This window comes from Romboutsia sp. BSD2780061687b_171204_C1 (genome assembly GCF_015560225.1).
In the GTDB taxonomy this organism is placed as follows: Bacteria; Bacillota; Clostridia; order Peptostreptococcales; family Peptostreptococcaceae; genus Romboutsia_C; species Romboutsia_C hominis.
Genome location: NZ_JADMRK010000001.1, coordinates 114,308 through 134,518 on the forward strand (window position 1 = coordinate 114,308; position 20,211 = coordinate 134,518).

The 20,211-nt window shown below is 25.7% G+C and carries 20 protein-coding genes and 1 pseudogene; 16 read left to right on the plus strand and 5 right to left on the minus strand.

Annotated elements, in window-relative coordinates; genetic code table 11:
- Positions 1-90: 90 nt before the first annotated feature.
- From I2H23_RS00600 to I2H23_RS00635, 9 genes and pseudogenes are all read left to right on the plus strand, one after another.
- Positions 91-195, plus strand: a pseudogene (locus tag I2H23_RS00600) (hypothetical protein); the annotation flags it as partial.
- Between the two features lie 372 nt (positions 196-567).
- Entirely contained in the window at positions 568-1,266 is a 699-nt protein-coding gene (locus tag I2H23_RS00605) for a LytR/AlgR family response regulator transcription factor (RefSeq protein WP_195580857.1), read from the plus strand.
- Between the two features lie 665 nt (positions 1,267-1,931).
- The gene (locus tag I2H23_RS00610; protein WP_195580858.1) at positions 1,932-4,133 is read left to right on the plus strand and encodes a bifunctional diguanylate cyclase/phosphodiesterase; all 2,202 of its coding nucleotides are present in this window, start codon (positions 1,932-1,934) and stop codon (positions 4,131-4,133) included.
- Positions 4,134-4,289: 156 nt separating this feature from the next.
- Positions 4,290-4,445 carry a hypothetical protein gene (locus tag I2H23_RS15545; protein ID WP_330405564.1) on the plus strand — a complete coding sequence of 52 codons (156 nt, stop codon included), beginning with the start codon at positions 4,290-4,292 and terminating at the stop codon, positions 4,443-4,445.
- 18 nt (positions 4,446-4,463) lie between these two features.
- Positions 4,464-4,913, plus strand: a complete 450-nt coding sequence (locus tag I2H23_RS00615) for a GyrI-like domain-containing protein (protein ID WP_330615383.1) — start codon at positions 4,464-4,466, stop codon at positions 4,911-4,913.
- Between the two features lie 182 nt (positions 4,914-5,095).
- Positions 5,096-5,599, plus strand: coding sequence for an RNA polymerase sigma factor (locus I2H23_RS00620; RefSeq protein WP_330383772.1), 504 nt, complete (start codon positions 5,096-5,098; stop codon positions 5,597-5,599).
- Positions 5,592-6,362 carry a hypothetical protein gene (locus I2H23_RS00625; RefSeq protein ID WP_195580859.1) on the plus strand — a complete coding sequence of 257 codons (771 nt, stop codon included), beginning with the start codon at positions 5,592-5,594 and terminating at the stop codon, positions 6,360-6,362. The genes I2H23_RS00620 and I2H23_RS00625 overlap by 8 nt, the downstream gene beginning before the upstream one ends.
- Before the next feature lie 93 nt (positions 6,363-6,455).
- Positions 6,456-6,971 (plus strand): VanZ family protein, encoded by a 516-nt coding sequence (locus I2H23_RS00630; RefSeq protein ID WP_092927136.1) that lies wholly within the window; start codon positions 6,456-6,458, stop codon positions 6,969-6,971.
- Positions 6,972-7,317: 346 nt separating this feature from the next.
- Positions 7,318-7,512: a hypothetical protein gene (locus I2H23_RS00635; protein WP_092927134.1), complete on the plus strand. Its 195-nt coding sequence runs from the start codon at positions 7,318-7,320 to the stop codon at positions 7,510-7,512.
- Between the two features lie 260 nt (positions 7,513-7,772).
- Here the strand turns inward: I2H23_RS00635 and I2H23_RS00640 are convergent, their stop codons facing one another.
- Positions 7,773-8,570: a DeoR/GlpR family DNA-binding transcription regulator gene (locus I2H23_RS00640; RefSeq protein ID WP_092927132.1), complete on the minus strand. Its 798-nt coding sequence runs from the start codon at positions 8,568-8,570 to the stop codon at positions 7,773-7,775.
- 329 nt (positions 8,571-8,899) lie between these two features.
- Here I2H23_RS00640 and I2H23_RS00645 point away from each other — a divergent pair, with 329 nt between their 5' ends.
- From I2H23_RS00645 to I2H23_RS00655, 3 genes are all read left to right on the plus strand, one after another.
- Positions 8,900-10,192 (plus strand): MFS transporter, encoded by a 1,293-nt coding sequence (locus I2H23_RS00645; RefSeq protein ID WP_166504931.1) that lies wholly within the window; start codon positions 8,900-8,902, stop codon positions 10,190-10,192.
- A gap of 127 nt (positions 10,193-10,319) precedes the next feature.
- On the plus strand, positions 10,320-11,309 hold the full coding sequence (locus I2H23_RS00650) for a PHP domain-containing protein (protein WP_166504932.1): 990 nt from the start codon (positions 10,320-10,322) through the stop codon (positions 11,307-11,309).
- Positions 11,310-11,335: 26 nt separating this feature from the next.
- Positions 11,336-12,679 carry an alanine/glycine:cation symporter family protein gene (locus tag I2H23_RS00655; RefSeq protein WP_195580860.1) on the plus strand — a complete coding sequence of 448 codons (1,344 nt, stop codon included), beginning with the start codon at positions 11,336-11,338 and terminating at the stop codon, positions 12,677-12,679.
- 160 nt (positions 12,680-12,839) lie between these two features.
- Here I2H23_RS00655 and mscL read toward each other — a convergent pair whose 3' ends face one another.
- A complete protein-coding gene (mscL, locus tag I2H23_RS00660; RefSeq protein ID WP_092927124.1) occupies positions 12,840-13,262 on the minus strand; it encodes a large-conductance mechanosensitive channel protein MscL in 423 nt (140 codons plus the stop codon).
- 267 nt (positions 13,263-13,529) lie between these two features.
- Between mscL and I2H23_RS00665 the strand changes: the two genes are divergently transcribed.
- On the plus strand, positions 13,530-14,450 hold the full coding sequence (locus I2H23_RS00665; protein WP_092927122.1) for a hypothetical protein: 921 nt from the start codon (positions 13,530-13,532) through the stop codon (positions 14,448-14,450).
- Positions 14,451-14,818: 368 nt separating this feature from the next.
- Here I2H23_RS00665 and I2H23_RS00670 read toward each other — a convergent pair whose 3' ends face one another.
- Positions 14,819-15,349: a Gx transporter family protein gene (locus I2H23_RS00670; RefSeq protein ID WP_271892026.1), complete on the minus strand. Its 531-nt coding sequence runs from the start codon at positions 15,347-15,349 to the stop codon at positions 14,819-14,821.
- 35 nt (positions 15,350-15,384) lie between these two features.
- Positions 15,385-15,783 (minus strand): NusG domain II-containing protein, encoded by a 399-nt coding sequence (locus I2H23_RS00675; protein WP_166504936.1) that lies wholly within the window; start codon positions 15,781-15,783, stop codon positions 15,385-15,387.
- Between the two features lie 437 nt (positions 15,784-16,220).
- Between I2H23_RS00675 and I2H23_RS00680 the strand changes: the two genes are divergently transcribed.
- Together I2H23_RS00680 and I2H23_RS00685 are read left to right on the plus strand one after the other, a co-directional pair.
- The gene (locus I2H23_RS00680) at positions 16,221-17,249 is read left to right on the plus strand and encodes an FAD:protein FMN transferase (protein ID WP_195580862.1); all 1,029 of its coding nucleotides are present in this window, start codon (positions 16,221-16,223) and stop codon (positions 17,247-17,249) included.
- A gap of 259 nt (positions 17,250-17,508) precedes the next feature.
- Positions 17,509-17,937 carry a hypothetical protein gene (locus I2H23_RS00685; RefSeq protein WP_092927114.1) on the plus strand — a complete coding sequence of 143 codons (429 nt, stop codon included), beginning with the start codon at positions 17,509-17,511 and terminating at the stop codon, positions 17,935-17,937.
- 314 nt (positions 17,938-18,251) lie between these two features.
- On the opposite strand, the gene I2H23_RS00690 is transcribed toward I2H23_RS00685, so the two are convergent.
- Positions 18,252-19,202, minus strand: a complete 951-nt coding sequence (locus I2H23_RS00690) for an alpha/beta hydrolase (RefSeq protein WP_092927112.1) — start codon at positions 19,200-19,202, stop codon at positions 18,252-18,254.
- 189 nt (positions 19,203-19,391) lie between these two features.
- On the opposite strand from I2H23_RS00690, the gene I2H23_RS00695 reads away from it, so the two are divergent.
- Complete coding sequence (locus I2H23_RS00695; protein WP_166504939.1) at positions 19,392-20,060, plus strand: hypothetical protein; 669 nt, start codon at positions 19,392-19,394, stop codon at positions 20,058-20,060.
- Positions 20,061-20,211 lie beyond the last annotated feature (151 nt).

Here is a 20,211-nt window from a genome sequence, read left to right on the forward strand (position 1 = left end):
AATAAAATTTTATAAGTAATTATATATAGACGAGATATAGTAAATCTATTATAGAATGAAAAAATAAGGAGGTACTATATTGATTATCCGATGTTTTGTTATCAATGTGAACAAACATCAGGAAGTAAGGGATGTACTAAAGTTGGAGTATGTGGAAAGACTTCAGAAATAGCAGCACTTCAAGACGTCCTAATGTGCTTCAATACTTAGTAGATACATTTAATATAAGACATATAAGTACGCCAGATAATGACTTAGCAACATTTTTAGGTGTTTTGAAAAAAATAGAAATATAATATATGATTAAACTTAAACAAAAGCCTTCTTTTAAAATATTAAAAAAAAAGGCTTTTATTTTTATTTAGGAAGGTTATATTAGTTATTTGTTTTATTAATTAATGCAAAAATGTATATCCTACTAATTATATATTAGATAAAAGTAGTTTATAAATTAAAAATATAGTAATATAAAGATGACAATATTTTTTTACATATAAAGATTTTAATTTTATAAATCTCTATTGATATTTATTTTAATTTAAATATAGAAACATAGGGGGAGTAAATATGAGCTTTACATTAGCCATTTGCGATGATGATGTATTAAATATAGGAATATTAGAAAAGCATATAGATAAAATTTTAAAAGATGAGAGTATAGAATATAATTTGCTTAAATACTCTTGTAAAGAAGAATTATTAAATGACTATCCTAAAAATTTAGATATATTATTTTTAGACATTAAAATTAACGGAATAAGCAGCGCGGATATAGCCAGAAAAATAAGGGAAATTGATAAGAATGTAGAGGTAATGTTTACTACGCCAGCAGATTATATTTTTGAAACAAGAGCTTATAGATGCTTAGCTAAGCCTTTAAAGTATGAGGAAATAAGACTTCAGCTTAGAAAGTCTATAAAAGAATATTTAGAAAAACATAGTATAATATCCATACAATCTAGGAAAAAAACTTTAGTATTGCCAGTTAGAGATATACTTTATGCTGAGGTTAGGAAAAAAGAAGTTACAATATATACAGAAGAAAAAACTTATACTATCGAAGCTAGTATGAGAAGATTAGAAGGAAAAGTTTTAGGTTATAACTTTTACAGATGTCATCATAGTTATTTAGTAAATTTAAAGAAAATCCAAGAACTAAGGGAAAAATCTATAATTATAGGAGGATTTGAAATACCTATAAGTAGATCTAAGAATAAAGAACTTAAGATAAGATTAGATAATTTATTTGGAAATTGTTCATGCTAAATAGTATTTGATAAGCATATCTATAGGTAAATTTATTATTAATATATAAATCTAAATTATACTTTAAAATTGCTATTTACATAAAATTATTGAAAATGAAAAGGAAATAAATTGATTTTGATTTTGATTAGGATTATCATATATTTGGTGGGATTTATATGTAAACAACATCGAGATGATTATAAAAAGTATAGAGAAATTATTTATATTATATAAATTTAGATATTTAGTGAAAAATAAAAAACTTTGAATTAAATAAATAATTATGTGTGTAGAGTTGGGGAAATAAATTTTTTAATAATACATATAAGGTAGATTAATAATATCGAAAAAATACTAATAAATATTAAAGTGTGGGAGAGTATTTTATGAATCTAGCAATTTTGTTTGTAATTTATATGGGGTGTTTTATAATGTGTTTATATATGAGTAATAAATATCAATAAATAAGGGGCAGTATATTATAGTTAAATATCATAGTAGTTAAAAGGGAATAGATAAAATTATATTATTAGAAAGTTTGAAAAAAGCTAAATTAAGTTATATACCACTTCAGGGTAATTTTTTTGAAGTGGTATTTTAATTTTAACATATAAAAGGATTAAAAAATATAGTATAATAATTAAAAATAAGAAATCTAATGTAAAAAATTACGAGGAATTAGAATGGATAGCAACAACACAAGCATGAGTGTATTTAATGTTAAATCAATGTTAAAGCGAATGAAGGGGATATTGTTAATAACATTAATAAGTATAATATTTATAACCAAAGTAGAAATGAATCTGTATGAAGAATCTAAAAGAAGTATAGCAGAGTTTAATAGGCAGGTTTCGAATAAAGTATCTATAGATATATACAATGGAATGGAGAAATTAGATTATATAAATAAATATATAAACGAAGATATGAAAAAATACAAAGATAAGTATAATGAAGACATATTTTTAAAAAATATAAATAGAATTAGTAGTGGAAGTTTATTTAAGTACATAGGCATAGTGGGTATGGATGGTTACATAAATATAGGTGATAATGATAAAAAGGTATATGTAGGGGATAGAGAGTATTTTAAAAAAGCCATATCTGGGGGGAACCATGTAAGTAAACTTATAGAAAATAGATTAGAATATGAACTAGGTACAGTATATTCAAGACCATTAATTATAAATGGAAAAATCAAAGGAGCAATTGTAGGGATTGAACCTAAGGAGATATTAGATAAAAATTTGGTAAATAATACATTTTCAGATAAAGTAAAGGTATATATTGTTACTTCTAATGGGAACATAGTGTTAGGGTCTAAAGAAAATTTAGGCATGTATAGAGATATAATATTAAAATTAATCAATGAAAAAGGAAATAATGGTATAGATAGTTTTGATGAACATGGGGAAAAAAATGTAATTGCTTATAATAAGGTAAAAAACAGTAACAATTGGTATGCTATATCTATAGTTCCTATAGCAAAAGTATTTACAGGAACACATAGTACAATAAAATTATCTTTATTTACAATTATATTGTCATTATTCTTATACGTAATTATTGGTACTTATGAAGATATAAAAAATAAAAAAGAATTAGAAGAAGCTAGTTATGTAGATTCCTTAACTAATCTTAGAAATTTGTTAAAGTTTAAATTAGATGCAAAAAAGATAATATTAAATAGGGCTAAGGATTATGTTTGTGTAATAGTGGCATTTGATATAAAGAATTTCAAAGCTATAAATGAATTATTTGGCTATGATAAGGGAGATAAGGTATTGAAGATGATAGCTGATAATATAAGAAGTATAGAGTTTGAAAATATTAGTGCAAGAATAGGGGAAGATATATTCACACTATTATTCAAAATAGAGGACGATGAAGACTTTGAAAAAAAAATCGAGTATATAAATAAGCATGTTACAAAGCAACGTTATATTAATAAAAAATTAGAATTAAATACCCATATAGGTGTATTTAAGATGAAAAAGGAATGTATTGAAATTGATAAGGCTTTAGATAATGCAAATAAGTCTAGGATAGAATCAAAAAAAGTAGGAGATAAATTATACTATTTATATAATGATGAACTAGAGTATAAGATACAACAAAAGCTGATAGTAGAAAGGGATTTAAAAAGATCTTTAAAAAATGAAGAATTTGAAATATTATATCAACCTAAGGTAGATATTAATAGTGAAAAGATAGTATCTGCAGAAGCTTTAATAAGGTGGAAACATAAAGATGTAGGATATATATCACCAAATATATTTATACCAATAGCTGAGAAAAATGGAGATATAAATCTTATAGGAAGATGGGTTATAAAAGAAGTTTGCAAAGAAATAAAAAAATGCGAAGTAAATAAAGATAATATAGTTCCTATTGCTATAAATTTATCGAGGGTAGAGCTTTATCAAAATAATCTAATAGATTATATAAGAAATACTATGAAGAGATATGATATTTCACCAGAATACTTAGAATTTGAGATAACAGAAACTGCAGCCTTAAATGATATTGATTATATTAATAATAGAATAAGAGATATAAAAAGCCTAGGTATCAAGGTTTCTATGGATGATTTTGGAACAGGTTCTTCAAATCTAAGCAATTTAAAGAGACTTGATATAGATGTTTTAAAGATAGATAGGACTTTATCAATTGATATAGAAGAAGATGAAAAGACTAAGAGTTTATTAAAGGCTATTATTAATTTAGCCAAGGAGTATAACATCGATGTAGTTTGTGAAGGAATAGAAAGTAGAGAGCAAGTAGATATACTTAGGGAGTTTAGATGTGACATGGTACAAGGGTATGTTTATTATAGGCCATTAGATATATGTAAATTAAAAAAAATTTTAAAAGGAAATAAATAGCTATTTATATAAAAGAGTATTAATATATTGATACTCTTTTATTTTTTATGACAAATATAGTAGGCTCTTTTAGTTAAACACTTAGTGTTGCCAATTTAAACCAAAAAGAATGTATAATATTATTTAGATAGCTATTAAATAATAAAGGAGGTAAGTATGAAGCACGAGTGGAGAAAAAAAGAAAAGGAATATTACATACCAAAGCAAAAACCGCAGTTAATAGAAATACCAGAGTTTAAATTTTTTACTATAAAGGGGCGAAGTAATCCAAATAGTGAGGAATTTAGTGAAGCTATAGGAGTGTTATATTAATTAGCTTATACAGTTAGAATGATGCATAAAAGTGATAATATACCAGAAGGATATTTTGAATATACAGTATATCCTCTAGAAGGATTATGGGATTTAAAAGAAAATGGAAGAGGGCTAGAATATTTAGATAAAAATGAGCTAATATATACACTAATGATTAGACAACCTAGCTTTGTAAATGATGAAGTATTTAATAGAGCCATGGAAAAAGTAAAAAGGAAAAAGCCACATAGATTATTAGATAAGGTGAAATTTGAAAGTATTAAAGATAGTTTATCTGTACAAATGTTACATATTGGATTTTATGATGATGAGCCTATAACTTTTGAAATCATGCAAAAGTTTTGTGATGAAAATAATTTAAGATTAAGGACTAAAGTTCATAGAGAAATATATTTATCAGATTTTAGAAAGACTGAACCTGAAAAGTTAAAAACAGTGCTTAGATACAAAGTAGAGAGAATATAAAATACATATTTAAAAATAAAAAATAATTTAATAATATAAAATATAGGCATTTAGTTTAAAGCTAGATGCTTTTTGATTGCAATTAAATTACAAATTTAAGTTTAAAAAATTTTAAAATAAAATGAACCGTTTGTTCTATTAAAACATCTAATTAGTGTAAAGCAAAGAAATAGCGCTATAATTTGCAAGGAAAGGTAGGAAGTATATTGAATAAAAGTACATTTATAGAGAAAGTTCTTGAAGCTGAACATACTTTATATCATGTTTCTAAGTCAATCTTGATTTATGACCAAGATTGTGAGGATGCAGTTCAAGGAGCAATTTTAAAAGCTTATGATAAATTGAATACATTAAAAGAAGAGAAGTATTTTAAAACTTGGTTAATTAGAATACTTATAAATGAATGCTATAGTTTAAAACGTAGAGCAAGTAAAGTAGTACCTTATGAAGAATGCATTGAAGTCTACAATGATGATAAAAAAGACTATAGTGAACTATATTTGGCTATTTGTAAATTACCTCCACGAATTCGTATTACAATAGTTCTTTACTATATAGAAGGGTATTGCGTGGATGAAATTAAAGAAATTTTAAAAATACCTTCAGGAACTGTAAAAAGTAGATTATCAAAAGGAAGAAAGCTATTAAAAATAAAGTTAAAAAATATGGAGGTAATTTATGAATAAAAAAAATTTAAATAATATTTTTTTAGATACACCACAAAGTTTTAAAAATATGGTAAGAGATACTTTAGATAACTTACCAGAAAAAAGGGGGAATAGTGAAATGGAAGATAGAAAAGTGTATAAGAAGGTATCGGCTAAAAAAAGGATTATAGCCGCTTTAGTGGCAACTATGGCATTAGGGACAACTGTATTTGCAGCAGGGAAAATACTTTCTATAGTTGGACACTCTAGTAATATACCAATTTATACTGATATGCCAACAGATAAAGAAGTAAAAGAAGATTTTGGTTTTGAACCAAAGTTAGTAGATAAATTTAGTAATGGATATGTATTTGAAAATGGATACACTACAAATTATGAAGGTATCGATGAGGAAGGAAGTTCACTTGAGAAGTCAAAAACAATAGATTTTGTTTATAAAAATGGCAAGGATAAAATAAATCTTTCAATGCAAGAAGGAATATTAGGTGAAAAATCCAATAGAGAAACAGTGGTTGATACTTATAAAGGTATAGAGATATATTATAATGTATATAAAAATAAGCTTGTACCAGGTGATTATGAAATGACAGAACAAGATAAAAAAGATGAGTTATCTGGTAAATATGTGTTTAGCTATGGATCTAAAGAAATAGAGGTAAGTGAGGTTAAATATTTAAATTGGAAGCAAAATGGTATTTACTATAATTTCCTAGTTAGAGATGGCAATTTATCACAAGATGAATTAGTTAAAATGGCACATGAAGTTATAGATACTAAGTAGAGTTTAAGTTATAATTAAATATGATAATTTATACCTACAATATAATTATATTGTAGGTATAAGACGTTTAATATAAAACTAGGGGGAAATTAAATGCGCAAGAAAATAATTAATACTCTATTTATTATGGGATTTATTTTCTATTTATTGTTTATTTTGTGGAATATTTTGTTTAAATATGTATCTCCATTAGAGATATTCAGTAATGATAGGTTTTTTTCACAGACACTTAATATAATTCCATTTAATGATATATTTAAGGGTAAATTTAATAAAATGGATATATATGGGAATATAATTTTATTTATACCATTTGGGATATATATAAATATGATAATAAAGGATGTAAGGATATCTAAAAGTATATGTATAATAGTTATAATAAGTTTTATATTTGAAATTAGTCAATATATATTAGGTATAGGTGCTAGTGATATAACTGATATTATAACAAATACGATTGGTGGGATTATTGGAATAGGTATTTATACTATCATTAAAAGTATATTTAAATATGATAATAAAGTAAAAAGCTTTATAACTATCTGTAGTACTATAATTATGTTGATTGTATCTATTATATTAATAGGGATATTTATGTACAATTAGATTATAGTAAAAAATATAATAAGTAAAGCTAAGTGTTTAAATATAATATTTAAAGATATAGGTTGTATAGTCTGCTATGACTAAGATGCTTATATCTTTTTTATTTACTATATTTATTAAGCTAATAAAATCTTATTTGATTTAAGAGTAAGTTTAAAAGCTAAAGAAAATTATTGAAGTATTCTCTTAGTATTATATATAATATATATTAAGAAATATAGTTAGAATTATAATGATTAATTTGGGTATAAATTATTATAAAAAGTGAGAATATTAAATAACTTACAGATTCTTACTCAAAATAGGGATATTCATATCAAATTTTAAATAAATAGGAGAAATTAAAATGAGACCAACATATGAACAAGAAGTTAAAGCATTAGAAGAACATTTAAAAGGCTTATCTAAGGAAAAATTAGAAGAATTAGTTTATTTAGTTGACGAAAATACAGATGATAGAATGTGTATAGGTGGAGTTAATTTTTTTAAGGTTGATATTATAAGGATAGTGGAAGCACTTGAAACTAATACAGAATTGTAGGATAGTGTAAAAATGGAAGTGATTTAAAACTTCCTTTTTTATTTGTATTAAAAAATTTTAACTGGGAAAAGAGAGTATATAAGGACATTAAACTTAAAATGATATCATAAGCAATAAAATTTATTTTTATAGAAATTATGAAAAAGGACTATATCTAAGTAGTTATAGCCCTATATAAAATTTAATTAACCACTTAAATTAAATTTTAAGAATATACAATTATACTTCTAAATTCGTTTTATTGCTGATTAGTACAACCATTATTCAGCGATAATTATATTATGTTCTTGAGCTCTAAATTTTTCTACCAATTCTATATCAATGTTAGAATCAGTAATGATACAATCTATACTTTCAAGAGGGCAGACTGTTATAAGTGACACTTCATTAAATTTAGTACTATCAGATAAAACCACAACTTCTTTTGAACAATCTTTCATTTTATTATGTATAACAACTTCATCCATTCTTTGGTCTGTTATACCATTTTCTAAGGAAACGCCACATGTTGTTAAAAACATCATATCCAGATTTATTTTATCCAGTATAAGGGTAGCGAAATCAGAAACAAATGAATTTTCATCAGGGGTAAGTACTCCCCCTGTCGCAATTACAGTGAATCCTTTTTTATCAACTAGCTCATAAGCATTTATTAAAGAATTAGTAACTATTGTAAGGTTATTAAATTTTTTCTTTAGAACCTTAGCAAGCTCATAAGAGGTAGTCCCAGAATCTAGTCCAATTGATTGACCTTCTTTGACTAATTCAGCAGCTTTAAGGGCTATAGATTGTTTCATATCAGAATTTTGTGATTGACGAACTTTAAATGATATATATACATCATCATCATTATCATCAGGTTTTACATCAGATTTAGGAATAGCTCCTCCATGAACTCTATCTAAGTATCCTGCCTCATCAAGATATTTAAGATCTTTTCTTATAGTTTCAGAAGAGGCATTTAATTCTTTTTTTAAATCAGATGTTTTTACTATACCATCAAATTTTAGCTTATCTAAAATTATGGCATATCTTTCTTCAGCTATTATAAATACCACCTCCAGAATAAATTTAAAAATATTGACATCAAAAAATGTTGATTTAATTGGATAAAAACAATTTTAGATTGTATATTTTTGGTATTAATTATAAATTATATATCAAAAATTTATAAAAATCCACTTATTATAGAAAAAAGTAATGGAAAAAGGATAAAAAGCTATAAAAAACAATATAAAAAGCTATAAAAAACAATTTAAAACAAAAAAAAACAATAAAAAACTTGTATTTACAAAAAAAACCAATTATAATTATAACCGTAACAAGAAAAGGGTAAATATATTTAACCTTGAAAACGATTTTATAAAATTAATCATGGAGGTTTAAGATGAACGAAAAAGAATTACAAATAAAAACAAAGTATGCTTGTAATAGGTGGTTTACATTTGCAATTCTCGTACTAGGTGCAGGAACTATATTTAAGCTTAGTTCACTTAAAGATGCATTTTACATACCTATGCAACAATATATGGGATTAAATCATACTCAAATAGGTATGGCCTTATCTACATATGGGATGGTACAAACGGTTGGATTAATATTCTCAATTTATTTAGCAGATAGGTTTTCTAAGAAATATATGATATCTTTCTCATTGATAGGAGTAGGACTTGTAGGTATTTATTTATCAACATTTCCTCCGTATGCAGGATTTTTAGCAGCATTTGCCGTACTTGCTATATTCGGAGAGGTTATTTATTGGCCAGTACTTTTAAAAGCAGTTAGACTTATAGCTACTGAAAAAGAGCAAGGTAGAATATTTGGTTTTTTAGAAGCTGGACGTGGTATAGTTGATACAATAGTAGCATTTTCAGCTTTAGCTATATTCTCAGCAATGGGTGAAAGTGCACAAGGTCTTAAAGCTGGTATACTGTTTTTTTCAGCTGTTGTTATAGTAGTTGGGATAATATCGTTTTTTACAGTTCCACATGATGAAATAAAGGAAGTAAATGAATCAGGCGAAAAAATTGGTAAAAATGCAGCTGCATTCCAAGGCATGATTAATGCTATAAAGATGAAAGAAATATGGGTTGTTGCATTTACAATATTCTCTGTATATTGTGTATATTGTGGCCTTACATACTTTATACCATTTTTAAGTGATGTATATGCTATGCCAGCAACATTAGTAGGGGCATATGGTATAATAAACCAATATGGACTAAAGATGGTAGGAGGGCCAGTGGGAGGATTCCTAGCAGATAAAGTTACTAAATCTACAGCTAAATATATAAGAGCAGCATTTGTTGTAGCAGCAATAGCTATGACAATAATAATATTTTTACCTCATGAATCAATGAGTATATATACTGGGATGAGCTTAACACTAGGATTTGGAGCTATAATATTCACAATGAGAGCAGTATTTTTTGCTCCAATGGATGAAATAAAAGTACCAAAAGAAATAAGTGGTGCAGCGATGTCTATAGGATCTCTTGTAGGGTACTTCCCATCAACATTTGCATACACTCTTTATGGAAGTATGTTAGATAAAAGTCCAGGATTATCAGGATATAAAATGGTATTTATGACAATGGTAGGATTCTCAATTTTAGGATTTTTTATAAGTTCTTACTTAGTTAGAGTTATAAAACGTAAGCAAGCAGAAGATGCAAGATAAGTATAAGAGATATGTTAAATAAAAAATTAAAAAATTTTCTATAACCTGTGGATATATCCATAGGTTATAGAAGTAATTATATATAAAATCATAGAACATGTATTATTTAAAATAGGAGAAAAATAATATGAAAAATATAAATATAAATGGTTTTAAGAGAAATGGAGAATGGTTTAAAGGAAATTTACATAGTCATACTACAGTTTCAGATGGAAAATTAACTCCACAGGAATCAGTGAATCTGTATAAAGGAAATGGATATGATTTTATGTGCTTAAGTGAGCATGATATATACACAGATTTTAGAGGAGAATTAAATAGTGAAGGATTTATAATATTACCTGGGATAGAATGCTCAAGTGTATTATATGATGAGGATAATCAAAGAAAAAAAATACATCATTTGCATGGATTATTGGGAACTACAGAAATGCAAGAAAAGGCTAAGGGTAAGCTTTTCAAACATATGGAAATTTTAGAACCTCTAGTATGGGAAGGTGCTAAAACCGCTCAAGACATAGCTAATCTTATGGAAGCTAAGGGGTGTATATCAACTTATAATCACCCTTTATGGTCAAGAGTAGACCAAGAAGATTTTATAGATACAAAAGGAATCTTTGCTTTAGAAATATATAATCATGGTACAGTATTAGAAAGTAATACAGGATATGATACAACTCATTGGGATACTATGTTGAGAAAAGGAAATAAAGTATTTGCATTTGCATCAGATGATAATCATAATGAAGATTTCTTACCGGATTCATTTGGAGGATGGGTAATGGTTAAAGCTGAATCTCTAGAACATGATAATATAATAAATGCATTAATAAATGGAGATTACTATTCTTCATCAGGTCCTCAAATATATGATTTTGGTATAAAAGATGGAGTTGCATATGTAGAATGTTCTCCTGTAAATCATGTCAACTTTATGTCTGGAAATGCTATAAATGGTGGTTTTTCATATTGGGGAGAGCCTAAAGAAGATAGTATTACAAGAGCAGAGTTTGAGCTAAGAGGAAATGAAACATATATAAGAATAGAATGTGTTGATAAATATGGTAAAATAGCATGGAGCAATCCTATATTTATAGATGATATAAAGTCAAAATAAATGTATTGACATTGAGAGGGAGAAGTATGGAAAATTTGGAACTTTTTTTGAGACAGCTTGCAAGTATCTTATGGGGAAATTGGTTATTATTTACCCTTTTAGCAGTAGGTTTATTATATTCCTTTGCAACAGGATTTGTTCAATTTAAAAATTTTCCGTATATAATAAACCAGACAATAATAAATCCTATGAAGCAAAATTTTAAAGGAGATAAATCAAGTTCTGAGGGGTCTATAACGTCATTTCAAGCAATGTGCACAGCTTTAGCAAGTTGCGTAGGTAGTGGAAATATTATAGGTGTTTCTACTGCACTTGCATCTGGGGGAATAGGTGCAATTTTTTGGATGTGGGTAGCTGCATTTTTAGGAATGGCAACTAAGTTTGGGGAAATTATTTTAGGTATTTTATATAGAGAAAAAAATAATAAAGGTGAATATATAGGCGGACCTATGTATTATATTTCTAAAGGGTTAAATCTACCTATATTAGGAAGTATAACTGCTATACTTATGACTGTTCAAATAATAGGTGGTAATCTTATACAATCTAATACTATATCTAGTGTGATGAAGAATACATTTAGCGTATCTCCATTGATAACTGGTATATTATTAGTTACTATAGTTTTTACCATAGTTTATGGTGGACTTAAAAGATTAGCAACTGTTACTCAAAAAATTGTTCCTATAATGGCTATATTCTACATATTGTTTGGCTTATTTTTAATATTAGTTAATATAGATAAAGTTCCAGGTGTATTAGAGGATATAATTAAAAGTGCATTTACATTTGAAGCTGGTGTAGGTGGTATGGCAGGTCATACTATCAAAGAAGCTATGAGATTTGGTGTAGCCAGAGGCTTATACTCAAACGAAGCAGGGGAAGGTTCTGCTCCAGTAATTCATTCGGCAGCAAATGTAAAACATCCTGTAGAACAAGCTATATTTGGTGTTACTGAAGTATTTATAGATACAATTGTAATATGTACCATAACAGGATTGATTTTAGGATGTACAGGTGTATTAAATAGTGGTGAACATCCATCTATTTTAGTAATAAATGCGTTTAAAACAATACATCCATTAATGGGGTATATTGTATCTTTAAGTTTAATTTTATTCTCATTAACTTCTCTTATGAGTCAGTGGTATTTTGGATATGTAGGACTAAATTATGTACTGGGAGAAACTGTAGCAGTTAATTTCAAATATGTTTTTCCTATATTTAGTATTATTGGAGCATTAGTTAGTATGGATATAGTATGGCTGATACAAGATTGTGCTCTTGGGCTTCTTATAATACCAAATCTTTTAGCATTGATTGTATTAGTTCCAAAAGTAAAAAAAGCCACTAATGAATATTTTGCTTAGTATTAACTTAGTAAATTAAATAATATAAGTAAACTTTAATTTTTATGGTAAAAAATAAAATAGTTAAAAATTTAAGCGATTTCAGTATAAATTTAAAGAATGCTATACTAAATTAAAAATTAATAAAAAGGGATAGACTTAATTTGTCTATCCTTTTTTATCAATTTTGATTCTTTAATAAATCCTTAATATCTCTAAGTAGCAAAACTTCTTCAGGTGTTTGAGCAACATTTTCCTCTTTAGTTGCAGCCTCTTCTTTTTTTCTAGTAAACTTTAACTTGTTTATAGCTTTAACAAATATAAAAATACAAAATGCTACTATTAAAAAATCAACTGAAGTCTGTAAAAAATTACCTACATTCAAAGTAACGGCAGGAATAGATCCTATAGATTCTTTTAATACTATCTTATACTCTGAAAAGTTTATTCCACCAGTAGCCATTCCTACTATTGGCATTATAATATCATTGACTAAAGAAGTGACTATTTTAGAAAACGCACCTCCGATAACAACACCTACTGCTAAATCTATTATATTTCCTTTAACAGCAAATTCTTTAAACTCATTTAAAAATTTATTCATAATATGACTCCTTATCGAATTATTGATTATACATATTACTATATAATAATAAAACTTACAAGGGGTGAAAAATTAAAATGAAAATCTAAATATAATTATTATAAAATTATAACTATATTTAAGTATACTTTGGCTATGAATTATCCAAAATTAGGATTCTTAGAAAAATAGTGAGGATTACAACTTATTGTAGAAAACTTTTATACTAATTAATAATTAAAAATCATATACTCAATTAGGACATATATATAATAGAGGTGGTATTATATGAAAAATATATTAGTTAGTAAAATTAAAATAACATTAAATCTATTAATTTTAATAATTTCTTTATTATTAGTGGGGTGTTCTAATGCTGAAGAAAAACCTAGAGAAAAAACAAGTACTAAGTCAAATGTATCGGTAGAAGTCATGGAGGCAGCTAAAAAAGAAGATAAAGAATCAGCTAGAAAAACAGGTAAAGATTTGAAAATAACTAAAGACAGTAATGAATTAAAAGAAAAGACATTATTTATAGAAAAATCTTATGATACTTCTAAAGAAGGTATAGATGAGTTAAAATCAAAATCTAAAAGCAGCAAAATATACACAAATACGCAAATAGAAGGAAATGTATTATTATTACTTGAAACTGACGGAGCCATAAAAAATATACGAGTACATGAGTTAGGTGAAGAATTTATGGATGTAGGAGTTGATATAGATGCATACTTAGAAAAATATAGTGAACTTAATTATATAGAACTTGAGGATGTAATATTAGATAAAAATAATTCAATAATAATAAGACTACATGAACCAGAAACTATACCAAACTATTGCATAACTTGGACTGATGAATTAGGTAATAAAGGATACTATGTAGTAGCTTATGGATTTAATAAAGATGGAACAGAGATAGAAAGAGAAACAGTAAAAATAAATGTAGATAATAGTAAAAATGAAGATTTAAAACCTACTGAAAATATGACAAATAAACTATCAGAAGAAGAGGCTATTTATCTAGTTAAAGATAAATTAATAGGAGAAGGGTTGAATGCAAAAATTAAAGTAGATCATATAGAAGGTAATAATTATGTTATACAAGTTTATGAACTTGTTGAAATAGAGGGAGAGGGTTCACATATAGCTACTCTAGGATGGTATAATGTAGATATGTATACTGGGGAAATTACAAATTTATTTTAATATATCATTTATAAATTTACTTGTAAATATAAGTAAATATCTTATGGAAAATTTGAGAGTATATTTATATAGTAGATGAATATAAAAATGTTCAAATTACCTTTAAAAATATGACTATTGAGGAGATAAGTCTAGAAATACAGAGGGAGGTGGACATGAACTTGCTATTTGCAAGAGCTCTGTATAACTTCAAGGGGGGAAGTTTAATCTATTTTGACATGTAATATCTGTATTATTTTTTAGTGAAATTATGTAACTAAATATGGGATATATTATCTTATAATGAATATTTGGTTCATGGAACAATTAAGCAAATATTAAAACTATATTAAAAAAGGAGCGAATCTCGATTTGAGATACCTCCTTTTTTAATTATATTTTAATGAAGATTTTTTATTATCCAAATTTAATCTATTTCTAAAATAAGGTAATTGGGATAAATGGCTCAAGAGATAATTTGCAGAAAGTCCTATAAATATACCTGTAATAATACCTATTGTAGACAATACTGGAAGATATAGAAATACTCCAAAATTATTTAAAATAAGAGATGCTGCAAGTAATTGGCCTACATTATGAAATACCGCAGCACAAGAACTAACACCTATTACAGAAACATGTTTACCACCTAATTTTTTAGTAATTATAGTGGCAATAAAACTAAATATACCACCAGTAGCACTGTACAACAGTGTAGATATATTACCACCAAAGATTGCAGCTAAAAATACTCTTAATATAAGTATAATAAAAGAATCTTTATAATTATCTAATGTATAGATTGATATTATTATAATCAAGTTTGCAAGTCCAAGTTTAGCACCAGGAGTTACAAATGGAATTGGCATCATTCGTTCAATCAAGGATAGTATTAACGCCATTGACACGAGTAATGACATATAAATCATTTTAGAAGTTTTGTTTAATTTCATAATTAGTGTGATAGTATCATATCATCAGATGAACTATCTTTTTCAGCTCCTTTAATTTCAATTATTAATTCATTTGGTAGGCAAATAATATTTTCACCTACATTAGATATTTCACCTTGCTTTATGCAAAGCTCATCTTTGCAATTTGCTTTTATAATTTTTATTTTATTATCTTTTACTAATACATCATTAGTACCATGTTTAGATTTTATAGTAAAGGTTTTCTCATCTTTAAAAGAAGATAAAGGTATATTATCATAAAATTTACCATTAACTTTTATACTAACATAAGTTGAATTAAAATTTTTAGAAAGGGATTTTGAGAAAATTATACTCGGTACAAAAGATAAAATAAGTAATGATACAATAATAATAATATCAAGCTTTTTTAAACTTTTCATAAATGATTTCTCCTTTAGGTTATTCAAAAATATTAAATCTTCATATAATTGAATTTTAAAGGATATAAAATATAAATGGCAATCTAAAAAATATATTTTATAAAAAAATATTAATATGTTTACTAAATTAGAGTGTATAATCCCATTATAAATGGAATGTTCTTCAACTGAAGAAAAAATTTAAAACTCAAAGAGCAAAAAAACTACAAATTAAGTAAAAAGAAAAACTATTAATATATATAATTATTTTTATAACTAAATAATTGTTTAAATATTGACTTTGCAATCAAATAATGATAAATCTATATATAAAAGAATGTACTTATGTATCATAAAAATAAAAAAGGGTAAGTATTTTAATTATTGTGTATACAGAATATAGTTATAATTAGAGATTATAGGGATAGCAAATATTATTATATAAGGGGAAATTAAATATGGGCAGAAAAATGGTTGTTAGTATAATAATAATTTTAACTATCATTTTAGTGGGATGTCAAAAAGAAGAACAAGGTGAACAAATAGGAAGAACGGAAATATTTATGGGGACACCAATAACAATTACCTTGCATAGCGGGGGTAGCAAAGAAATATTAGATAAAGCATTTGGTAAAGTTTCAGAAATAGAAAACCTAGTGAGTATAAACAAAGAAGGTACAGAATTATATAAACTTAATAAAAATGCAGGTAAATCTTCAGTAAAACTAAGTGATACTAGTTATAAAATTATAAAAAAAGCAATAGAATATTCAAAGCTATCTGATGGTGGATATGATATTTCTATAGGTCCATTAGTTAAACTTTGGAGTATAGGCCTTGAAGGTGCAAAGGTCCCGACAAAAGAAGAAATTGATGAAGTTATAAAACTTATTGATTATTCAAAAGTAAAGATAAACGATAAAACCAAAGAAGTATTTCTAAGTGATGAAGGTATGATGCTAGATTTAGGAAGTATAGCAAAAGGATATACTGCAGATGAACTTGCAAATTTGTTAAGAGAAGAGGGTGTTAAAGAAGCTATAATAGATCTAGGTGGAAATATATATGCTCTAGGAAGTAAAGAAGGGAATAAAGAATGGAAAATAGGTATCCAAAATCCATTTGACGATAGAGGAAGTGTAGTAGGATCTATAGAAGTAGCTAATAAATCTATAGTAACAACAGGTGTTTATGAAAGATTTATAGAAGAAAATGATATAAAGTATCATCACATACTAAACCCCAAAACTGGATATCCTTATAAAACTGAAATAGCAGGTGTATCAATAATAGCTGATTATTCAGTAGATGCAGATGCTTTATCTACATTAGTTTTTACAAAAGGACTAGAAGAAGGATTTGATTTTGTAGAAAGTCTAGAAAATATAGATGCAATATTTATAACTAATGATAAAGAAGTATATATAACAGAGGGAATTAAAGAAACATTTAATATAATGGATAATGATTTTAAACTTTGTAATTAGATATTGGTGGTAGCGTAATATACATATAAGTAGTTCAAATTATTTTTATTAAATTGTGTATTTAAAGAGTATGTCAAAAGTTTTAAATAATTTATACATATCTAAACTAACTTTAAACCATCATCTTTTGAAGCTTGAAAAGTATTTATTATAAAATTTTGTGAAAATTTTTAATACTGCCTATTTTTTTTAGTTTGTTTACAATAAATTGCATAGGGTATAAAAAATTATACAAATCAACTTTAGGGGAGGTCTTTTTATGAATTACCAACTACAGCAAGTTCAAGTAATAAAAGCACTTGAGGAAAGAGGATTAGACAATATATTTACTATTTCAAGGGAAACTTCTAAAAGTGTACTTTTCCAAGCTAAGCAAACTTTAAAGAATGGTGATTGTATTATATCTTTAAGTTTAAATGGTGGTAACTTAGCTCCTATATATTATTGTATAGGTAGATTAGATAATCTACATAAGAAGAATGACTTATTAAATCTTATTAATGCTTTTAATGAAGAAAATTTAGTACTTAATTTCTTTTTACATGAGGATAATACAATAATGGCTAGAATCACTTACATATCAAATGAAAAAAACTTTAATGCCTATGATTATGTATCTTTAATTGAAGTAGGATTTAAGTCTATAGAGGATAATTATTATGATAAAATAATGGATGCTTCAAAATAATAATATTATTAAAAGACTAATATAAAGCTTAAAATTACATATTTTAATAATTTAATAGTTTTTATAAATTATGTAGCTATAAAAATAGTAAAATATAACTCATATATTATATTGTTATTAGCAATGTAGTATATGAGTTATATTTTTGAAATTTATACCAAAAAAGTATAATACTTTGAAGTTAATATAATGAATTTTATAAGTATAAAATCAATCGCTAGAAATCATAGAGATAGAATTATAAAAAATAATTTTGAGTTAGGAAAATTGTAACTTTGAAAAATAGGCTTTATTTATACAATAAAGTGCTATAATTATTTTGCGTACTTATCTATAAATTTAAAAATTCTAAAAAAATACTCATTACCAGTATCATCATATCCACCAATATGATTATTACCATCTATAATCCAAAGCTCTTTTTTGTTATGAGGAATAGATTTATATATTTCTTCACTATTATCAGAAGCACACACCTTATCGCCTTTCTCATGAATAAGCATTATAGGAACAGTTGAATTTTCAACAGCTTTATAAGGCATAACATCATCAAAATTAAATCCAGAATGAAGCTTAGTATAAATATCACCCCAAAAACTAATATAGCTAGTAGGAATAAGAGGAATATTTTCTGCCTCGATACCTAATCTAACAGCATCTTCCATTTTAGAATATGGGGAATCTAATATATAAAAATCAACATTTTTATCCTTTTCATTTAAAGCAACGTGCATAGTGGAAGTAGCAGCTCCCATAGAAAATCCATGAACACCTATTTTTCCATCAGGGTATATTTTCTTAATATATTTAACAGCACTATCTAAATCATATCTTTCATAAAGTCCAAAACTATAATCATCACCACCACTTTTTCCTGTGTGTCTTTGATTGTATACTAATACGTTATATCCATTATCTAAATAGTTAAAAGAGTATCTTAGCATATCATAATAAGAACGACCAATACCATGAACCATTACTATAGTGTTATTAGTTTTCTTATTAGACTTTATAAGTAAAGATTCTATTTTATAATTGTTTTTAGTTTTAATCATTAAATTTTCATGTTTGTAGTTTTTTAACTTATCTAAAGGTTTATCAGGTTTTTGAGAGAATACTTCAACTATATTTTCACTTTTATTAACTTCAGATGAACCAACAGATCCGTCATACACTAGTTTTCCTAAGTAGTAGGAACCACCTAGTAGAGATAACACCATTATAATGGCTATAAATAACACTGTCTTCTTAGATGTCTTTTTCATTATGTCTCCTTTTTAATCTAGTTTTAGTACTAGATACTAATATCTATTATAACTTAAATTATTATATAGTAATATCTATATATTTTCAATATGATAAATATTAAATTTAATTTATTTAAAGATATATATTTGTATAATCTGTAGTATTAAGTTCATAATACCAATAAAAAGAAAAAAGGAGATTTAAAATTGATAGATATAAATACACTTTATCTAGAATCAAAAAAATCTATAAAGTCATATAGAGAATATAGAGAAATAAGTAAGATACTAAATGATAAAATATTTGATTATCTAGAAACTACCCAAAAAGGGTTAAATGATATTAATATAATGGGATTACTTAAAAATAATAGAGTATATTTAGATAAGAATATAGAATTTGACTACTGTCATGACTTTATATTATATGAAAAAACTCTAAATAATAAAAGCGGAGTGGACTTATTTCTAGAAAGTCATAAATTAGAAGACAAATCAGAAATAGAGCTTATAGAATCAATGAAAAACTCAAAAACTTCTCTTTACAAAGTAATAGATATAGATAAAAAAGACTTTAAAATTAAAATAGAAGATATAAATACAAAAGAAATAATAAATATAATAGATATATCTCTTTCAAGAACTTTAGATAAAGACCATTTGGTATTTACAAGAATAATAAGCATAGGTGATGTAAATTTTACATCAGGAATGGTTATGTTATTTAATCTTAATCATATAGATTTTTTAGAAAGAGTAGCAAAAAAGGAAATGAAAAAACTAAATATAGAAAATGAAAATGTTAAAAGATTTATAACATTTTTTTATTTATCTAGACAACATGGCTACAATATGACACTAACACCTACAACGTAATATTATAAAATTGATATATAAAAAGGGCATGGATACTCTGCTATTATATCTTAAAAAAATTAATACTATATTAAAACATATTCTAAAAATTAAAGCATTTGTCAATTTATGTTAAAAGAATAATTTATATGTTATAATTTAGGTAAAGATA

What these genes read in the sequence shown, in the direction of transcription:
- I2H23_RS00610 (WP_195580858.1), top strand. Translation starts at nt 1,932, where the DNA reads ATGGATAGCAACAACACAAGCATGAGTGTATTTAATGTTAAATCAATG.
- I2H23_RS00685 (WP_092927114.1), top strand. Translation starts at nt 17,509, where the DNA reads ATGAATTACCAACTACAGCAAGTTCAAGTAATAAAAGCACTTGAGGAA.
- I2H23_RS15545 (WP_330405564.1), top strand. Translation starts at nt 4,290, where the DNA reads ATGAAGCACGAGTGGAGAAAAAAAGAAAAGGAATATTACATACCAAAG.
- I2H23_RS00650 (WP_166504932.1), top strand. Translation starts at nt 10,320, where the DNA reads ATGAAAAATATAAATATAAATGGTTTTAAGAGAAATGGAGAATGGTTT.
- I2H23_RS00670 (WP_271892026.1), bottom strand. Translation starts at nt 15,349, where the DNA reads ATGTCATTACTCGTGTCAATGGCGTTAATACTATCCTTGATTGAACGA.
- I2H23_RS00645 (WP_166504931.1), top strand. Translation starts at nt 8,900, where the DNA reads ATGAACGAAAAAGAATTACAAATAAAAACAAAGTATGCTTGTAATAGG.
- I2H23_RS00690 (WP_092927112.1), bottom strand. Translation starts at nt 19,202, where the DNA reads ATGAAAAAGACATCTAAGAAGACAGTGTTATTTATAGCCATTATAATG.
- I2H23_RS00605 (WP_195580857.1), top strand. Translation starts at nt 568, where the DNA reads ATGAGCTTTACATTAGCCATTTGCGATGATGATGTATTAAATATAGGA.
- mscL (WP_092927124.1), bottom strand. Translation starts at nt 13,262, where the DNA reads ATGAATAAATTTTTAAATGAGTTTAAAGAATTTGCTGTTAAAGGAAAT.
- I2H23_RS00655 (WP_195580860.1), top strand. Translation starts at nt 11,336, where the DNA reads ATGGAAAATTTGGAACTTTTTTTGAGACAGCTTGCAAGTATCTTATGG.
- I2H23_RS00675 (WP_166504936.1), bottom strand. Translation starts at nt 15,783, where the DNA reads ATGAAAAGTTTAAAAAAGCTTGATATTATTATTATTGTATCATTACTT.
- I2H23_RS00615 (WP_330615383.1), top strand. Translation starts at nt 4,464, where the DNA reads ATGATGCATAAAAGTGATAATATACCAGAAGGATATTTTGAATATACA.
- I2H23_RS00630 (WP_092927136.1), top strand. Translation starts at nt 6,456, where the DNA reads ATGCGCAAGAAAATAATTAATACTCTATTTATTATGGGATTTATTTTC.
- I2H23_RS00680 (WP_195580862.1), top strand. Translation starts at nt 16,221, where the DNA reads ATGGGCAGAAAAATGGTTGTTAGTATAATAATAATTTTAACTATCATT.
- I2H23_RS00635 (WP_092927134.1), top strand. Translation starts at nt 7,318, where the DNA reads ATGAGACCAACATATGAACAAGAAGTTAAAGCATTAGAAGAACATTTA.
- I2H23_RS00625 (WP_195580859.1), top strand. Translation starts at nt 5,592, where the DNA reads ATGAATAAAAAAAATTTAAATAATATTTTTTTAGATACACCACAAAGT.
- I2H23_RS00665 (WP_092927122.1), top strand. Translation starts at nt 13,530, where the DNA reads ATGAAAAATATATTAGTTAGTAAAATTAAAATAACATTAAATCTATTA.